The sequence below is a fragment of the Streptomyces sp. NPDC050704 genome, assembly GCF_040654355.1.
Taxonomy (GTDB): Bacteria; Actinomycetota; Actinomycetes; order Streptomycetales; family Streptomycetaceae; genus Streptomyces.
Genome location: NZ_JBFAHW010000036.1, coordinates 79,870 through 96,400, shown reverse-complemented (window position 1 = coordinate 96,400; position 16,531 = coordinate 79,870). Strand labels below are relative to the sequence as shown.

General features: G+C 68.8%; 16 protein-coding genes. 7 read left to right on the top strand and 9 right to left on the bottom strand.

Annotated elements, in window-relative coordinates; genetic code table 11:
• Window positions 1-111: 111 nt before the first annotated feature.
• Window positions 112-579 (bottom strand): hypothetical protein, encoded by a 468-nt coding sequence (locus tag AB0I18_RS22275; protein WP_363107288.1) that lies wholly within the window; start codon window positions 577-579, stop codon window positions 112-114.
• Window positions 580-755: 176 nt separating this feature from the next.
• Here AB0I18_RS22275 and AB0I18_RS22270 point away from each other — a divergent pair, with 176 nt between their 5' ends.
• The gene (locus tag AB0I18_RS22270; RefSeq protein ID WP_363107287.1) at window positions 756-1,214 is read left to right on the top strand and encodes a hypothetical protein; all 459 of its coding nucleotides are present in this window, start codon (window positions 756-758) and stop codon (window positions 1,212-1,214) included.
• A gap of 302 nt (window positions 1,215-1,516) precedes the next feature.
• Here AB0I18_RS22270 and AB0I18_RS22265 read toward each other — a convergent pair whose 3' ends face one another.
• Complete coding sequence (locus AB0I18_RS22265) at window positions 1,517-1,969, bottom strand: hypothetical protein (protein WP_363107286.1); 453 nt, start codon at window positions 1,967-1,969, stop codon at window positions 1,517-1,519.
• A 1,239-nt stretch (window positions 1,970-3,208) separates the two neighbouring features.
• On the bottom strand, window positions 3,209-3,457 hold the full coding sequence (locus AB0I18_RS22260) for a hypothetical protein (protein WP_363107285.1): 249 nt from the start codon (window positions 3,455-3,457) through the stop codon (window positions 3,209-3,211).
• Window positions 3,458-4,405: 948 nt separating this feature from the next.
• Here AB0I18_RS22260 and AB0I18_RS22255 point away from each other — a divergent pair.
• Window positions 4,406-4,813 carry a VOC family protein gene (locus AB0I18_RS22255; protein ID WP_363107283.1) on the top strand — a complete coding sequence of 136 codons (408 nt, stop codon included), beginning with the start codon at window positions 4,406-4,408 and terminating at the stop codon, window positions 4,811-4,813.
• 204 nt (window positions 4,814-5,017) lie between these two features.
• On the top strand, window positions 5,018-5,794 hold the full coding sequence (locus AB0I18_RS22250; protein ID WP_363107282.1) for a class I SAM-dependent methyltransferase: 777 nt from the start codon (window positions 5,018-5,020) through the stop codon (window positions 5,792-5,794).
• A 91-nt stretch (window positions 5,795-5,885) separates the two neighbouring features.
• Here the strand turns inward: AB0I18_RS22250 and AB0I18_RS22245 are convergent, their stop codons facing one another.
• The 4 genes from AB0I18_RS22245 to AB0I18_RS22230 form a co-directional block, all read right to left on the bottom strand.
• Window positions 5,886-7,064 carry an FAD-dependent monooxygenase gene (locus AB0I18_RS22245; RefSeq protein WP_363107281.1) on the bottom strand — a complete coding sequence of 393 codons (1,179 nt, stop codon included), beginning with the start codon at window positions 7,062-7,064 and terminating at the stop codon, window positions 5,886-5,888.
• On the bottom strand, window positions 7,061-7,291 hold the full coding sequence (locus AB0I18_RS22240; RefSeq protein ID WP_363107280.1) for a hypothetical protein: 231 nt from the start codon (window positions 7,289-7,291) through the stop codon (window positions 7,061-7,063). Before AB0I18_RS22240 ends, AB0I18_RS22245 begins: the two co-directional genes overlap by 4 nt.
• Window positions 7,292-7,374: 83 nt before the next feature.
• Complete coding sequence (locus AB0I18_RS22235) at window positions 7,375-7,779, bottom strand: RidA family protein (protein ID WP_363107279.1); 405 nt, start codon at window positions 7,777-7,779, stop codon at window positions 7,375-7,377.
• 77 nt (window positions 7,780-7,856) lie between these two features.
• Complete coding sequence (locus tag AB0I18_RS22230; protein WP_363107278.1) at window positions 7,857-8,756, bottom strand: helix-turn-helix transcriptional regulator; 900 nt, start codon at window positions 8,754-8,756, stop codon at window positions 7,857-7,859.
• A 103-nt stretch (window positions 8,757-8,859) separates the two neighbouring features.
• Here AB0I18_RS22230 and AB0I18_RS22225 point away from each other — a divergent pair, with 103 nt between their 5' ends.
• Window positions 8,860-10,344, top strand: coding sequence for an MFS transporter (locus AB0I18_RS22225; RefSeq protein ID WP_363107277.1), 1,485 nt, complete (start codon window positions 8,860-8,862; stop codon window positions 10,342-10,344).
• Between the two features lie 139 nt (window positions 10,345-10,483).
• Here AB0I18_RS22225 and AB0I18_RS22220 read toward each other — a convergent pair whose 3' ends face one another.
• Window positions 10,484-12,076: an amidase gene (locus tag AB0I18_RS22220; protein ID WP_363107276.1), complete on the bottom strand. Its 1,593-nt coding sequence runs from the start codon at window positions 12,074-12,076 to the stop codon at window positions 10,484-10,486.
• A 409-nt stretch (window positions 12,077-12,485) separates the two neighbouring features.
• On the opposite strand from AB0I18_RS22220, the gene AB0I18_RS22215 reads away from it, so the two are divergent.
• Window positions 12,486-13,157: a lytic polysaccharide monooxygenase auxiliary activity family 9 protein gene (locus AB0I18_RS22215; protein WP_363107275.1), complete on the top strand. Its 672-nt coding sequence runs from the start codon at window positions 12,486-12,488 to the stop codon at window positions 13,155-13,157.
• Between the two features lie 179 nt (window positions 13,158-13,336).
• Here the strand turns inward: AB0I18_RS22215 and AB0I18_RS22210 are convergent, their stop codons facing one another.
• Window positions 13,337-13,762: a DUF6281 family protein gene (locus AB0I18_RS22210; protein ID WP_363107274.1), complete on the bottom strand. Its 426-nt coding sequence runs from the start codon at window positions 13,760-13,762 to the stop codon at window positions 13,337-13,339.
• 517 nt (window positions 13,763-14,279) lie between these two features.
• On the opposite strand from AB0I18_RS22210, the gene AB0I18_RS22205 reads away from it, so the two are divergent.
• Complete coding sequence (locus AB0I18_RS22205) at window positions 14,280-15,854, top strand: carbohydrate-binding protein (RefSeq protein WP_363107273.1); 1,575 nt, start codon at window positions 14,280-14,282, stop codon at window positions 15,852-15,854.
• Window positions 15,855-16,188: 334 nt separating this feature from the next.
• On the top strand, window positions 16,189-16,464 hold the full coding sequence (locus tag AB0I18_RS22200; protein ID WP_363107272.1) for a hypothetical protein: 276 nt from the start codon (window positions 16,189-16,191) through the stop codon (window positions 16,462-16,464).
• Window positions 16,465-16,531 lie beyond the last annotated feature (67 nt).

Below are 16,531 nucleotides of genomic sequence, written 5' to 3'. Positions count from 1 at the left end.
GTAGTGGAGCGAACGCGGGGAACCAGGGCGCCCAGCACCGTTCGGGGCACCCGGCTGAGCAGCAGTCCTGGCAACAGGACGCACTCCCACTCAGTACTTAGGAACGGTTCGCTACAGGTTGAGGCCATCCTCTGCCAAGGCGGCGGAAGCCGCGTTCAGAAAGCACACCAGCGGTTGGTGCACGGCCAACAGTGCGTCGTCCGTCGCGCGTTCGTGATCCTCCGCAGTGGCTCCGCGCTCCAACTGCCGGATCCAGCGTGACAACTCGACGCGCGAGGCGAGCAGGGCGTCCTGCGCCTCGAAGGCGGCAGTTGTGACGACGGGTGGGCCTTCGACAGTGACGGCCGACTGCCGTTGTTGGAGTTCCCCGTGCAGCCGTTCACCGGCCCGTTCATAGGCGTCGTCGGCGTCGCGCAGCAGCCTGCCGCGGTCCGGCTCTCCCGCTTCCGCCACCGCAGACGCGGCCTTGGCTGCCTCCGCGTGGAGAGCGTGCACCTCATGGAAGCACTGGGTGAATGCAACGTATGCGGAGCGCCGCGGCTCGCGCAGCAACAGGGCATGCTCGGCGCGGAGCTGCATCCGAGCTTGCCCACGGCCCGGAAACCCGGTGACCAGCGTGGCACCGCCGGTGCCCAGGGCTCCAACGGCCGCACCAAGCAACGCCGCAGGTCCCGCATCCATGGCCCGACAGCTTAGTACTCCAGCCATAGATCGTGATCATGGATGCGGAGGCCGCCGGCCGGTAGCCTGCCGATGTGCCTGGGCCTTGGTATGAGCAGCAGTTGATCGCGGACGGCTTCGAGCGCGCGTACTCCGTCTTGGATTGGTACGACGGGCCGCGTCAAGGACTCGCGGTCATCAATGGTGTCCCGCACTACTTCGAGGGTTGGGACCACCACCCAGCCAACGTGGCCGACGAGTACTTCGTCTGGCCCGCGAGCGAGTCGGCAGTGGCGATGGAGCGCGAACAGTGGGCAATCTACGCCAGGTACGAGGTTTCTGACGCCGGGAGGGAGGAGCATCCGGCGAACGGAGGGGTCGATGCCCGCTACGACGAACTGGACTTGCTCCTCGCGCCACATCGTCAGGCGCCGGACGATGCTCGGCGGATGATGGGCGAGGTGCGGTTGGACGACGGAGACCGCTACCGGCCCGACGGAGGAGACCTCTGGTTCCGGTGGCACCCGAGCAGTGAGGCCTCCGCCGATCACTAGGTGGATGCCGATCAGGTCCGCGACGACCTGCGCGCCTTTGAGCTCAACCACCTGGCGACGATGCGACCATGCCCGCGTCCGCCGTAGCCACCGTCGCCGCCAGGCAGTCCTCCATGAAGATCACGATCGACTGCTGGAGTATCGGTCGTCATCTCATTTGGCTGTTCGATAGCCTGCCAACGTGGGAATCGTTGAGCAATCGGGAGGTGCTGGCTGCGATCGTGTTCGTGCCGACATCCGGCTGCACGTGGAAGCAGTTGCCGTTTGCCCGTTCGAGCCGTCTCGCTAACTGTGGTCGTTCGTCAGGGGAGCACAAACCATGTGTAGAGGGCTGCGATGAGCGCGACCAGCACGCTGAAGGCCGTCATCCAACGTTCCAGCTCCTGTCCCAGCAGGCGCCTTGGAGAAGTGCGGTGAGCTGACTCTCGTTGGTGAAGCCGCAGGGTTTCCATCGACAACGCGTCGGCAAGGCGACCTTGCAGCTCGGCTACGGTTTCCGCCGCGAGCTGTGCGGAGGCACGCAAGCGGGCGGAGTCGATGTCATATCCAAGTACACCCGCGGCTGCTGCCAGACAGACCGTTCCAGCAAGTCCGAATTCATCTGCCTGGACGGCGACCCCGTAGGCCGCGCCACAGATCGCCAGCCATCCGAAAAGCATCTGTAGCAACGTCATGGCCCGGCTACGGCGGTTCTCATACCAGCGCCAAGCATGGTCCAAAGCGATGGCCAGAGTCTCGCGTTCCCCCTCGTTCACGTCCCCACCATGGCAGATGCCAACACAGTGGTCCAAGGGGTGACCCGGCCCGGAGACAGGGGTCGTGACGGCGTGGTCGGGTGCGTCCCGGTGCTCCCGGTCGGCTTGGAAGGAGGCGCCCGGTCCACAATGGGTGCCACCCGGGGGACGATGTCCGTGGTGTGTTCGGGCGGGGACACCAAGTCGGCCGATCGAGACCGACGGCGATCGCCGCAATGTCGTCACCGCCCGTGAACCGCGGAACGGTCGCCCCCCTCCCCCCACACACCGAGCACTGCTCGCGCGGCCAGGAGAACGGGCTCGTCAACCGGCGCACTGTCCGGCGAGTACAGGATGGTCTCCACATCCCGCTCGTCCAGCCCCAACGTACCTAGGGCGAGCGCGGCAAGACGAGCCGGGAGCGGCACGGACGAGCCCATCATGTGCGGGGTCGCCGACTGGCGGGTCTCCTCTGTACGGAGCAAATCCGCGTACTCCGACAACCGCTCCCTGTCCGTGGCCCAGAGCACGTACCGGCCAGAACGGGAGAGGTTGGGGTACAGCTCGGTCGTACCGTCCTGCCGGACCCACGTCTCCGCATAGTCCGCGTCTCCGAAGATCCTCAGCCCTATACGCTCAGAACCGTACGAGAAGGTGAAGATCGTGCTGTCCGGCCCAGTGGCCGCCTTACTCGATTCACCATGCCGTCCGCATCCGTGCGCTCCGCTTCGAGGTTGGCGAACGGCTTCACTGCGGGCTGCCCGGTGGAGCTCGGCGACGGACTCGTGTCCGATGCACTCGCTGAAGTTCCTGCCGGGCTCCCGGCGGTGACGTAACTCAACGCCCAACTCCCTGCAAGCGCAGGCGCCAACGCAGCAGCAACTACCCACCGATTCGCACGGCCGCGTGGACGTACGGGCTGGAGAGGCTCGTCGGACACCGGGGTGATGTCCAGCGGTGCCACTGACTCGACCGTGCCCAGCAGCTCGTCGAAGTCCTTGAACTCTGAGCACTCGCGCAGCAGGCGCTCGACCTGCTCCAGCGGGAGATCCGGCATGGCAGAACGCACCTGCCGTACGGCCGAGTCGAAACCCTGGAGCTTCCGGAACAGGTAGCGCTCGCCTCCAATGTTTGACCAGGCCCAAGTCGGTGAGGTCAGCGTCGTCCCCGTCCTCAGGAGTCAGGATGTGGATCTGGACGCGCGGCTGCGGCTCGATCACAGCTGCCCCCAACTGCCGGGGCCGTCGGGTATTGCACGGCTCACCTCTGGTGGACTCTTTCCTTGCTGTTCAGGATGCGAGCGATGCGGGCAGCCGTCTTCTCGGCACGCTCGGGTGTGATGCCTTCGATGTCGGTGAGGACGAGCTGACCGCCGTCGGGCAGTTCAATCTCCTCACGATGGAGCTCCGACTCGTCCAGGCCGTCCCCGGATCCGGCGTCCTCCCGTGTCTCCTGCGGGTTCTGGAAGCGCGCGAACTCGCGGACCATCGCCTCTTTGGTGGCGCTCACCCTCGAAGGGCTGCGTCGGTCACCGAGCTCCAGCGCACTCGCAGCGGCCGGCATCTGGCGGGTCTCCTCATCGTGAGGGATTGGCCGGCCTTCCAGCGCCCGTTCCAAGCGCTCGCTCTGGTCAGCGCGTCGCGACACTCGCCGTGCACATGGTTCGGGCGTGGGCCGGGAGAGCAGCCCGGCGCCACAAGACCCGAAGCGAGAGCACGAGCGGCCATGTCCCCGCTCATGAGCGTGCCGCCGTATCGCGGTCGAACTGTCTCCGCGTCGGTCGGGGACTACCAGCAGTGGCCGCAGACGGGCATGGGGCGAGCCACGACGCCACTTTCCGGCCCGCCCTGATGGGCCACTCCGACGGCGGACCCAACCGCACCCACGATGAACGCGACTGCGGCAATCCGCGCGAGAGTCCGCTTCAACATCACGCCTCCACGTCAATCGGGCACTACCAGCACGTGCCGCAGTTGGGGTTGGGGCGGTACACGACACCGTCTTGGGCCGTGGCCGTTCCGGCGGTGAGCACGATTGCACTGCCCACGATCAGTGCAAGTGCAGCAATCCGCGCGACAGTTCGCTTCACCATGACGCCACCATGCCCGTCTACGGCACCTACTTGGTGCCTCCGTCCGGTCAGTGTCGCCACACCGCCCAGGCGAAGCAAGCAGTTCCGATCGGAGGGCAGGGTTCAGGGTTCCCCAGCGGGGAGCTGGGACCAGGATTCGGCGGGCGGGCGGGCGTTCGGGAGCCTGGCGCCGGGGCGGCGCATGTACCAGCGCCTACCTCGCCGGTCAGCGCCGCGCCGCCATGGGACAGCCCAGGGCGGGATGGCGAGAGGCGAGAGGCGAGAGGCGAGATCATCGAACCTCCAACAAACCCCTCCGGCCAGGGAATCGGCTGGCCGATCACAGGGTTTGACGAGTCAGTACTCGCGATCTTCAAGGAGCCGACATGTCCGACGAACCCACCGTCCGTGAACTCCGCTTGGTGGTCACGGCAGCCGACTACGACGCGGCGCTCCACTTCTACCGAGACGTCCTCGGCCTGAGCGAGCGCGGCGCCTTCACCTCTCCCGGCGGACGTGTCACCATCCTCGACGCCGGCCGAGCCACCTTGGAACTGACTGATCCGAACCACGCTGCCTTCATCGACGACGTCGAGGTCGGCCGGCGAGTGGCCGGCCACATCCGGGTCGCCTTCCAGGTCGACGACTCCGCCGCCACCACATCGAAACTGGCCGCCGCCGGAGCCGAGGTGGTCGCCGAGCCGACGCGCACCCCCTGGAACTCACTGAACTCCCGGCTTGAGGCACCGGGCGCTCTTCAACTGACCCTCTTCACCGAACTCGACGATCACTGATCTCTTCGGGGTGCAGTCGGGTGGTGACGCGTACCGATCGCCGCGGTAGGCCCGATGGTGTGCGGTACCCACGGGGTGCGGCGGCCGGCAACTGCCTTGATTGCACCGCGCGTTGGGAGTACAGCCGCGCTACCATGACCGCGCGCAGCGCTGCCCGACCGCCCCCTGGGGCGGACCATCGGCCGTGAGCGGGAGGACCAGACCATGGACGAGGACCGACGCGCCTCGGACTTCGACGACCTGGCCGAGGCATACGAACGTATGGCCAGCGCCCTGCCCCTCCGCGAACACGTCGAGGCCCACACCCTGTTCGCGCTCCTGGGCGACATCGGAGGCCGGGCGGTGCTGGATCTGGGCTGCGGCAGCGGCCTGTACACCCGCAGGCTGCGCGAGCTCGGCGCCGCGACCGTCACCGGCATCGACAGCTCCGACGGCATGCTCGACTTCGCCCGGCGCCGCGCGGCCGCCGCGGGTCTCGACATCACCTACCTGTCGCGCGAGGCCACCACCCCGCCCGCGGAGGGCGATCCCGAGCTCGACGGCCGCTTCGACCTGGTGTCCTCCGTGTACGTGCTGTGCTTCGCGCCCACCCGGCAGGCGCTGGCCGGCTTCTGCCGCACCGCCCGGCGCGCCCTCCGCCCGGCGGGCGGCCGGTTCGTCTTCGCCACGCTCAACCCCGATGTCGCCGTCGAACCCGGCTGGTACAAGCACTACGGCATCGACTTCTCCATCGGCCCCGCCACCCGGGACGGCGCCGGGGCCCCGGCGGTGGTGAAGGTGCCCGGTTTCGACGAGTTCCCCCTCGTCCCCTACCGGTGGTCGCGCCGGACGTACGAGGACGCCCTGCACGAGGCGGGCTTCACCACCGTCACCTGGGTCCAACCCCGGGTCTCCGCCGAAGGGGTCGCCGCCTACGGAGAGGATCACTGGGCCAACTACCTCAAGATCCCGCACGCCCTCTACGTCGACTGCACCGTGTGACGCCCGGACCGCCGACCTGATCCGCCGGACTCCGGCCCCCTACTGCTGCCGCCCCACCACAACGTCGGCCGCCCGCCGGCCCCGTGACCAGTCATGACGGTGCCTGTTCGTCAAGGGCGTCGGCCGCCCACGCGGTCGCTTGGGGCAGGAACCGGTGCTCGGCCGCGTATGCCGCCATGCGGGCGTTCCGCGCCCGCGCCTCGGGCCCGTCCGGCAGGTGGAACTCCTCGCCGGCCCGCGCGGCACCGGCCTGCATGTTCGTGGCGGTCGAGAGCCGCCGACGCACGTACCGGTCGAGCGCGTCGGGGACCCCGGCCGGTGTCGCACCCGCGAGGGCGTCGCCGAGCACGGCCGCGTCCAGAATCGCCTGCGCCGCACCCTGGGCCTGGAACGGGACCATCGCGTGGGCACTGTCGCCCAGCAGGGTCACCCGCCCGATGTTCCACCGCGCGAGCGGCGTACGGGTGTAGATGCCGTAGCGGAACACCTGCCCGGCGCGTTCAAGGACCTTGAGCACCCGGGAGTCCCATCCGTCGAACTCGCGCAGCTGTTCTCCCGGCTCCGCGCGAGCGGTCCAGGACTCCTGCGCCGCCTCCGCCGTGAACACGGCCACGACGTTGAGCAGTTCCCCACGACGCACCCAGTAGTGGACGAAGTGCCGGGCCGGTCCGAGCCAGACGGCGAGGTCCGGCAAGTCCATATCGGCCACCTCGTCGGCCGGGAGCAGTGCCCGGTAGGCAGCGGTTTTCGAGAAGACCGCCTCGTCCGCGCCGAAGAGCCACTGACGGGCCGCGGACCGTATCCCGTCGGCGGCCACGACGAGGTCCGCCCGCAGGCGCTCGCCGCTTGCCGTGGTCACGTAGGCGGCCTCGTCGTCCTGGTCGATTCCCACGACAAGGGTGTTCAGGCGCACCGACCCGGGTGGCACCGCGGCGGCCAGGACCTCGTGCAGATCGGCTCGGTGGAGTAGGAGGTAGGGCGCCCCGAACGTGTCCTCGGCCTCGCGCCCCAGCGTGTAGCGGCAGATCTCGGCCCCGTCGGACCAGGTGCGGAAGCTCACGTCGGAGGGGCGGGCCGCCTGTGCGGCGACCGCGTCGAGCAGGTCCAGTCGGCGCAGCACGCGGGTGGCGTTCGGTGCGAGTTGGATCCCGGCACCGATCTCGGTGAACCGCGGTGTCTGCTCGACGAGCGTGACCTCATGGCCGGCGCGGCGCAGGCTCAGGGTCGCGGCCAGTCCCCCGATGCCCGCGCCCACGACGATCGCCCTCATGCCACGACCTCGCTTCGTGGGGCTCGCGCGCCCACGCTCCGACCGCGCACGAGGGCGTCGGTCAACCGGAGCGTCCCCCACCAGTCGTCAACATCGTGCACGTACGCCTCCAGCGTGGACCGTTCGGTGCGGCCGAAGCACAGGGCGCTCAGGTGCTCGACCGTCAGCTCGGGCGAGGTGTCGAACAGAACTCCGCGGCTGTACAAGGCGTTTCCGGCCCTGCGCATGCCGCACAGACACTGCATACCGCCAACTCCGGCCGCCGTCATCCCCGACAACGCTCCGCAGAGGTCGGTGCGGCGATCGCCTCCTACTCGACGACCGCGGTGACCTCGGCCTCAACGAGAATGCCGGGCTCGAAGAGGATGTCGACCCCGATCAGCGCGAGCGGCGGCGTTGCGAGATCGAACTCGCGGGCCGCCTGCTCGACGCCCTCGTTGAAGTCCTCGTACATTTCCCGCTTCCAGCCCGCGGCGTACCAGGTGAAGCGGACGACGTCGTGGAACGTTGCTCCTGCCGCGTCGAGCGCTCTGGCCACGTTGCGATAGACCTGGGCAACCTGCCCGGCGAGGTCGCCCGGTGCCACGAGATCACCGTTCTCGTCCCAGGCGACCTGCCCCGCGATGTGGACCTGTCTGCTCCCCGTCGCCACCGCGACGTGATGGTAGAGCGGGACTCGGACATGCCCGTCCGGGTTGATGAGCGAAACAGCCATGAGAACTCCGTCTGTCGTGGTTGACGGCCCCTCCGGGCCGTGGAACCGCCGTGTGAATGAGCGTGATGAGCGGCGGGCTACCTGTCCGAGCGCCGGGACGACCCGGAGAGAGCCACCTCAGGTTCCTGTTGACCGGCGACTTGACCGGACAGCAGGTGCAGCGCGTCGGCCGAGGCGCTGTCGTGGGGCGTGTAGACCTCGAGCCGGTGGTCGGGACTGTCGGGCTGGAGCCACACCTGATAGTCGACGTCGACCCTGCCGACGGTCGGATGTTGCAGGCGCATGGTGCCCACTGTGCAGTCCGCGACGTCACCTTTGGCCCACAGAGTGGCGAAGTCGCCGCTGCGCATGGCGAGTTCGCCGATGAGTTCGGCCAACCGGGCGTCCGTGGGGTACCTGCCCGCGGTGAGCCGGAGGTACGCGACATGGGTTCGGGCCAGCTCGTCCCAGTTCCGGTGCAGGTCGCGGGCGAGAGGGTCGAGGAAGAACATCCGCGGGACGGACGGCCGTCGCGCGAGATCGTGGGGCGCGTCGAAGTCGACGTGTTCCGCGACGAGGGCGTGTCCGGTGCGGTTCCAGGCCAGCACGTCACCGCGGCGGCCGAGCACGACGGTCGGTGCGGTCTCCCCCAGCGACTCCAGGAGTTTCAGTACTCGTGGGTGCGGCCGCTCAGGGCGGGGACGGACCAGGCGTGATGCGGTGGGCTGACGGGCGAGGTTGTGCAGGTGCGCTGTCTCCGTCGGATCAAGCTGGAGCACGCGGGCGAGCGCCCCGAGGACCTGTGGGGAGGCAGCACCGGCCTGGCCTTGCTCCAACCGCGTGTAGTAGCCGACGCTCACACCGGCGAGCTGGGCGAGTTCCTCGCGGCGCAGGCCCGGTACGCGGCGGGCGGTGCCGTACGTGCGCAGTCCGACGTCGGCAGGCGTCACCCGGTCGCGGCGGGTCTTGAGATAGGCCCCGAGGCTCTCCAGCTCCATGTCTGCGAGCGTAGGCGCCACGGTCGGTGTCCGCGTGCCCCTGTGAGGTGTACCCATGACGCGGGGCTGGTTGCCGCGCGGACCGCGCCGCAACGTCAGGGGCATGAATGAGCAGCGTGTTCCTCACTCACCCGAACTCCGGGCGTGGCTCGGCCTGTTGGTGATACTCGGTCCGGTCCTGCTGGTCGCCATGGACAGTTCGGTCCTGTTCCTGGCGATGCCCGAGGTCACCGAGGCGCTGTCGCCGACTGCCGATCAGGCGTTGTGGATCCTGGACATCTACGGATTCGCCGTCGGGTCCTTGCTCATCGCGTTCGGCAACATCGGCGACCGGTACGGGCGGCTGAAGCTGCTGATGACCGGCGCGGCGGTGTTCGGTGCGGGCTCAGCGGGAGCGGCGTTCGCATCCGGCCCGGAACTGCTGATCGCCTTCCGGGCGTTGATGGGCGTGGCCGGTGCCACGCTGCTGCCGTCGGCGCTGGCGGTGCTCAGCGAACTGTTCACCGATCCGCGCCGGCGGGCGAACGCGATCGGGATCTTCGCGGCCACCTTCGCCGCCGGGTTCGCGATCGGCCCGGTTGTCGGCGGACAGTTGCTGAGCAGCTTCTGGTGGGGCTCGGTCTTCCTGATCAACCTCCCCGTGGTCCTGCTGTTTCTGCTACTGGCCCCGGTCCTGCTCCGCGAGGTGCGCGCCACCCGGACCGGCCGCGTCGACGCCGTGAGCGTGCTGCTCTCCGCCGCGGGCATCCTGCTGACCGTCTACGCGATCAAGCACGCTGCCGTGGCGGGGCTGACAGCGACCTCGGTGGTCACAGGGATCGTCGGCATCGTCACCCTGTGGCGGTTCGCCCGTCGGCAGTTCCGCCTCGAACACCCGCTGATCGATTTCCGGCTGTTCCGCGACCGGGTGTTCACGATCGCCGTCATCACCGGGCTTCTGCCGCTGGCCGCATGGTCCGCAGTGGCCTACCTCGGCGGCGTCTACCTCCAGTCCGTCCTTGGGCTGTCCGCCCTGGACGCGGCTCTCGTCGCGCTCCCCGGCGCCGCTGTACTCACCGTCACCTGCATCGTCACACCAGTACTGGTCGCGCGTATCGGCACACGAGCGGCGCTCATCACCTGCCACGTCCTCATCGCCGTGGGTCTGCTTCTGCTGTTGCCCACCAGCGTCGACGGCGGGACCGGCTGGTACATCGCGTCCACCGGGATCGCCGGGATCGGCTACGGCATCTCCTTCAGCGTTGTCGCCGACACCGCCGTCGCCGCGGTTCCCGCAGAACGCGCCGGGTCCGCGGCCGCGATCGCCGAGACCAGCAACGAGATCGGCAACGCTCTCGGTATCGCGCTCCTCGGCTCGCTGGCCGCCCTGATCTTCCGGCTCCAGGGACCTGAGCTCGCGGGCACCCTCAACGAGACCCTCCAGATGCCCGGCCTCACGCCCGCGGTGACCGGTGACGCGAGAACCGCCTTCGTCACCGGTCTGCACGCCGCTGCCGTCACGGCCTGCGTCCTCCACAGCGCACTCGGCGCACTCACCGCGCGCCGGATACCGCGAGCCCTCCCCAGTACGAGCGGCGCAGGCCGCTGAGCCTGCCGACGAGGAAGGCCTCGTAGGCGGCGCGGCGTGGTCGGCGACCGCGACGCGGACGAACAGGCTCGGCGGCCTCGTCATCCACCCCATCGACCGCCACCATCCGGCCGCGAAGCCGAACAGCGGCCCGGTCGGATCAGAAGCCGACGTCAGCAGGACGGTATGTCGGCGGTCGGCGCACTCGACTGGCCTGCTCATAGGCGTAGGCCAGGCGGAGCAGAGTCGGCTCGCTCCACGCCGTGCCCATGAACGTCAGGCCGACCGGCAGGCCGAACGCGAAGCCTGCCGGGACGCTGATCGCGGGATATCCGGCGAGTGCGGCGGGTGTGGAGGCGCCGCCGCCGTAGCTGTCCCCGCGGATCAGGTCGATCTTGGCCGGCGGTCCGGTGGTCGGCATCACCAGCGCGTCCAGGCGGAACCGGCGCAGCACCGCGTCGATGCCTTCGGCGCGCGACAGCCGGTGGTTGGTGGCCAGCGCCTCGCGGTACTCGCGCTCGGTGAAGTCCAGTTCGTGCACCGCCTCCAGCCCGTCCTGCCGCACGTAACGCAGTTCGCGGTCGGCGTGCGCGCGGTTGAACGCGATCAGCTCCGCCAAGCTGCGCGGGTGGTCGCCGCGGGCGCCGGCCAGGTAGGCGTTCAGCCCGCGCTTGATCTCGTACGCCTGGACGACCATCGAGCTGGGCAGATCCTCGAGTTGCTCGGCCGTCGGGATGTCGGCCGGGTCGACCACGGTCGCGCCGGCCTCGCGCAACGCGGCGATCGCCCGCTCCGCGATCTCGTCGGCATGGTGGCTGTAACCGAAGTAGACGGCTCGTGGTACGCCGATCCGCGCACCGCGCAGCCCTCCGGCATCCAGGAACCGGGTGTAGTCACGGTGAAAGCGCCCGCGGCTGGCCTTGGTCGCCGGATCGCGGTCATCGACACCGACGAGGGCGCCGAGCATGATCGCGGCGTCGCGAACCGTACGCGCGATCGGCCCGACGCTGTCCTGGCTGGGCACACCCGGGATCACGCCTCCACGCCCGACCAGTCCGACGGTCGGCTTCACTCCGACAACACAGTTCGCCGAAGACGGGTCGATGATCGAACCGTTCGTCTCGGTACCGATCCCGGCGACGCACAGGTTGGCCGCGGCGGCGACCGCCGCACCGGAACTGGACTCGTTCGGCGAACGGTCCAGCTTGTACGGGTTCCGGGTCTGCCCACCACGAGCGCTCCACCCCGCGTGATGGGTGAGCGACATACCGCCGGCCCACTCGCTCAGGTTGGTCTTGCCGAGGATGACGGCACCGGCCGCGCGCAGCCTGGCGGCGACCGTGCCGTCCGCTGTCGGACGGAGGCCTTCCAGGGCGAGTGATCCGGCCGTGGTGTGCATCCGGTCCCCGGTCTCCACCAGATCCTTCAGCAGGACCGGCATGCCGTGCAGCGGCCTGCGGCGGTTCCCTTCGGCGTCCAGACGACGGGCCTCTCGCAGCGCGTCGGGATTGACCTCGATCACCGCGCGCAGGACCGGATCGAGACGTTCGATCCGTTCCAGGTAGTAGCGGGTGAGCCGTTCGGCGTCGAGCCGCCCGTCGGCCATCCGCCGACGCAGCTCGGTGATGCCCAACTCGTCCAACTCCCCCGTCGCGGCAAGAGCTTGGGCCGGCACTCCGCCGAGCAGGGGGGTAGCTGCCGCAGCGGTGCCGAGCGCCAGCACGCTCCGACGCGTGGCGTTGATCCGGTCCATCGAGTGCGGCTCCTTCGACTGGATGATCCATGGGTGTGTCCGGTGTGCCTGCGCATGTTCCGTTCCTCCGCACACGATCAGGGCATGTGCGCCCCAAGCCGACAACGAGCGCCGTGACCAACGGGGAAGGTCTCCTGCACCAGCACGCTATAGACGTAACCGACGCGTCTCGCTCCGGCTGTCCCCCGGCTCTGCGGTGGAAAGACCCCCTGCCCGACCGGGGGACAGCCGGAACGCCACGCCTGGCACGTTGCGTGCACGTCGAACGCATCGACAGCGCCGTCGGCTCACAGATGTGGCGCAATCACGTGTTGCGCCGCTGTTTCATGAGGCGCAGCCTCACTGCTATGGGAGCGCTCCCATCCCGCACACCCCACATCCCCCGTACGAGGAAAGGGAGATCTCAGCCATGACTTGTCATGATCGGCTCAATTCCGTTCGGCATCGCCTGGCGCTCGCCCTGAGTTTGCTCACCGCCGCGGTGCTCTGCCTCATCCCCGCGAGCGGCACGGCCTCGGCCCACGGCTCGGTCATCGACCCGGCGTCCCGCAACTACGGCTGCTGGCTGCGGTGGGGCAGCGACTTCCAGAACCCCGCCATGGCACAGGAAGACCCCATGTGCTGGCAGGCATGGCAGGACAATCCCAACGCGATGTGGAACTGGAACGGCCTGTACCGCAACGGCTCGGGCGGCAACTTCCCGGCCGCCGTCCCCGACGGGCAACTGTGCAGCGGCGGCCGGACCGAGGGCGGCCGATACAACTCCCTGGACACCGTGGGTGCCTGGAAGACGACGGACATCGACAGTGACTTCACCGTGCAGCTGTACGACCAGGCCAGCCATGGCGCCGACTACTTCCTGGTCTATGTCACCCGCCAGGGCTTCGACCCCACGACCCAGCCACTGACGTGGAACGACCTCCAACTGGTCGCGCGGACCGGCGAGTACGCGCCCAGCCAGAACTACTCGATCGACGTGAGCACGTCCGGCCTCAGCGGTCGGCACGTCGTCTACACGATCTGGCAGGCCTCGCACATGGACCAGACGTACTTCCTGTGCAGCGACGTGAACTTCCGCTGACCCGAGGGTCCCGCCGGACACGGGCCCGGCGGGACCCGCGATCTGCCGGAGGTGACGCGAGTGGACCCAGTCCGACGACTCCCCGCACCCCGGGCACACTGCCGACTCGTCGTCCCAGGTCCGCGCCACGATCCGTAGGACCGCCCCGTCGACCAGGGCGGCGGTGCACGGCGGTTGGCCTACCCGTGGATCATCCTCCTGATCTCAGGCAACTTCTTGCCGGAGTCGCCGTTGACGAAGATGACGTCATCGGACGGGTGTTCCAACGCGATGGCGATGCCGGGGGCCACTCCCTTGATCGCGTAGACGGTCGTCGAGGTCGGCGTTATTTCACCGTCGCCGTCATCGTTCGGCGTGTCGTCGCACGGCGGACGGGTGGCGGCACCGAGCTTCTTCCCGAGGGTGAAGTCCCCGGCCGCTGTGCCCCAGTACATGCGGCCCTGGTACTCGACCCGGGACGCACAGGACGACGCCGGCTCGCCGCCACCGCTGTCGCCCGACGAGGTGCAGGCGACGGACATGATGACGAGCGCAGCCGACAGCAGCGTCCGCACGGATCCGGCCCTGCCGATCGGGAGTACGGCCTTCATCGGCACAGCTTCCATCGGTGCGCCTCCTCTTGGAGCGTCTGCTCCGGTTCCGTGGATACGGCGGAGGCCGAGGACATCACCCGTGCCGACCTCATGAGTACCGACGCGGTGGATGCCGTCCGTCCGCGACGAGCCGCTGTCGGTTCGGTAGCCGACCTGCGCGGAAGCGGCCCTCGGTGGGCCGCGCCGCCTGCGTCCAACGGCTGGTCGGCAGCCTCGGACCGATCACTCGGCAGTTCATGTCTGTGAATAAGGATCAAGTACACGTCTATTGACGCGTTCACGGCAGGCCCTTAGCGTCCCCAGAAAGCGCTTTCCCTGGCCGGATGCGATGTCCGGCCGCCGTGTCCATTCATGTCGTTGAACCGGCCGCATCATCGCACCTTGAACCGCCACAGAAAAGGGTCAGCCCCATGCATGTGCGCTCGCTCGGCGGCGGGCGGACCGAACACCCGCCGCCGTCACGCGGTTCCTCGACCACCCCTGTCACCGAGTCCCTGGTCAGGCTAGCCAACCAACCTGGAGACAAACGATGCAGTTGAGACCCGTCATCGCATGCGTCAGCCTGCTGTCAGGCGCGCTCGTCGCGCTGTCCGGCACCACGGCGCAGGCCGCGTCCACCGTTTACGAGGCCGAGAGCTCCCCGGCTGTCTGTACCGGCACCATCGACTCCGACTGGGCCGGCTACACGGGCAGCGGATTCTGCAACGCCACCAACGCGACCGGCGCCTACGCCCAGTTCACCGTGACCGCACCCGCATCGGGCACGGCGACACTGAAGGTCCGCTTCGCCAACGGAAGCACGACCGCACGGCCCGCGAACCTCACGGTGAACGGCTCGGCGGCCACGTCGGTGTCGTTCGAGGGCACCGGCGCATGGGGCACGTGGACGACGAAGACGCTCACGGTCCCGGTGAACTCCGGCAGCAACACCATCCGGCTCAGCCCCACCACCGCCGCCGGCCTGCCCAACATCGACAACCTCGATGTGGAGACGGGCGGCGGCAATCCCGGGCCGCCGGGCCCCGCGCTGTACGTGGCACCGAACGGCACCGACGGCGCGGCCGGAACGGAGGCGGCCCCGACGACGCTCACCTCCGCGATCTCCCGCATCACTCCCGGCGGGACGATCTACATGCGCGGCGGCACCTACCGCTACTCGCAGACGGTCACCATCCCGCAGGGCAACAACGGCACCTCCGGTGACCGCACCGAACTGACCGCATACCCGGGTGAGACCCCCGTACTGAACTTCTCGGCCCAGAGTGAGGCCACCTCGAACCGCGGGCTCGCCGTGAACGGGGCGTACTGGCACGTCAAGGGCCTGGTCGTCGAGCGTGCCGGTGACAACGGGATCTTCGTCGGCGGAAGCAACAACATCTTCGAGCGCACGGTGACGCGCTTCAACCGTGACACCGGGCTGCAGCTCTCGCGGATGCTCTCCAGCACCCCCAGCAGTGAGTGGCCGTCCAACAACCTCATCCTGAGCGCGGAGTCGCACGACAACGCCGACTCCGACGGAGAGGACGCCGACGGCTTCGCCGCGAAGCTCACCTCCGGTCCCGGGAACGTCTTCCGCTACGCCGTCGCCCACAACAACATCGACGACGGCTGGGACCTCTACACCAAGACCGACACGGGACCCATCGGCGCGGTGACCATCGAGGACTCCCTCGCCTACGAGAACGGCACCCTCAGCGACGGCTCCCAGGCCGGGAACGGCGACCGCAACGGCTACAAGCTCGGCGGCGAGGACATCGGCGTCAACCACGTCATCCGGCGCAACATCGCCTACGACAATGGCAAGCACGGGTTCACCTACAACAGGAACCTCGGCTCGATGTCGGTCTCGGGCAACGTCAGCATCGACAACAACGAGCGCAACTACTCGTTCGACGGCGGCACCTCGGTGTTCCGGGACAACACCTCGTGCCGCAGCGGCAGCGGCACGAACGACAAGATCGTCGGCAACACCGACAGCTCCAACCAGTTCTGGTCCGGCTCGAACGGGTCCCGGTGCTCCTCGTACACCGGCGCTCTGAAGTGGTCCTACGCCGCGGACGGCCGCCTCGTCGCGACCTTCGGCGGCAACGCGATAACGCCGTAGCCCAACCGCCCCGTCGCCCAGCCTGTCGCACGAGACAGGCACCGCAGGCCCTGGCCGGCCCATCCAGTCAAACGGGATGGGCCGGCCAGGGCCGTCGCGGTGGTGGCCGCAGGTGGCTTGAGTGGAACGCGGAGACCGCCGGAGGCGGTGAAGCTTGGTTCACCCCCGGCGCCACGGCCCGCCGCCTGCTGGTCGCCAAGGACGCGAAGGGCGGTGGCGGCACCCTCGCCAAGGTGTGACCCAGACCACAATGGAAACGGTGCCGTTTCGATAGAGGCGGAGTTATTCTGAGCATCTAAGCGAACGAAACCGTTTCGTTCAGATTGGCAGCGTGATGACTGAGCAACCACGCGCTCACAGCGACGACATCACTCCTCTGCCCGCGGCCCGGCTCCACGAGGCCGCAGTCAACTCCTCGCGCAAGGACGGCCACGGCCACCCGGCGCTCTCCACGCAAACCGCGACCGCCCCCGCGCAGTCCGGCGACGCCACTCCCCACAGTCCGCGCGAAGACCCGAGGCCGACCCGCACCGCCAGACAGTCCGCGGCCGACCCGTGCGCCACTGCGCCCACACTTCCGGCCACGCCCGCCGGCCCCGCGCCCGCGTGACGTACGCGGGCCCTGCCCGCGCCGACCGCCACGGATGAACGACGCCGCACACCTCCCCTGACTCTGC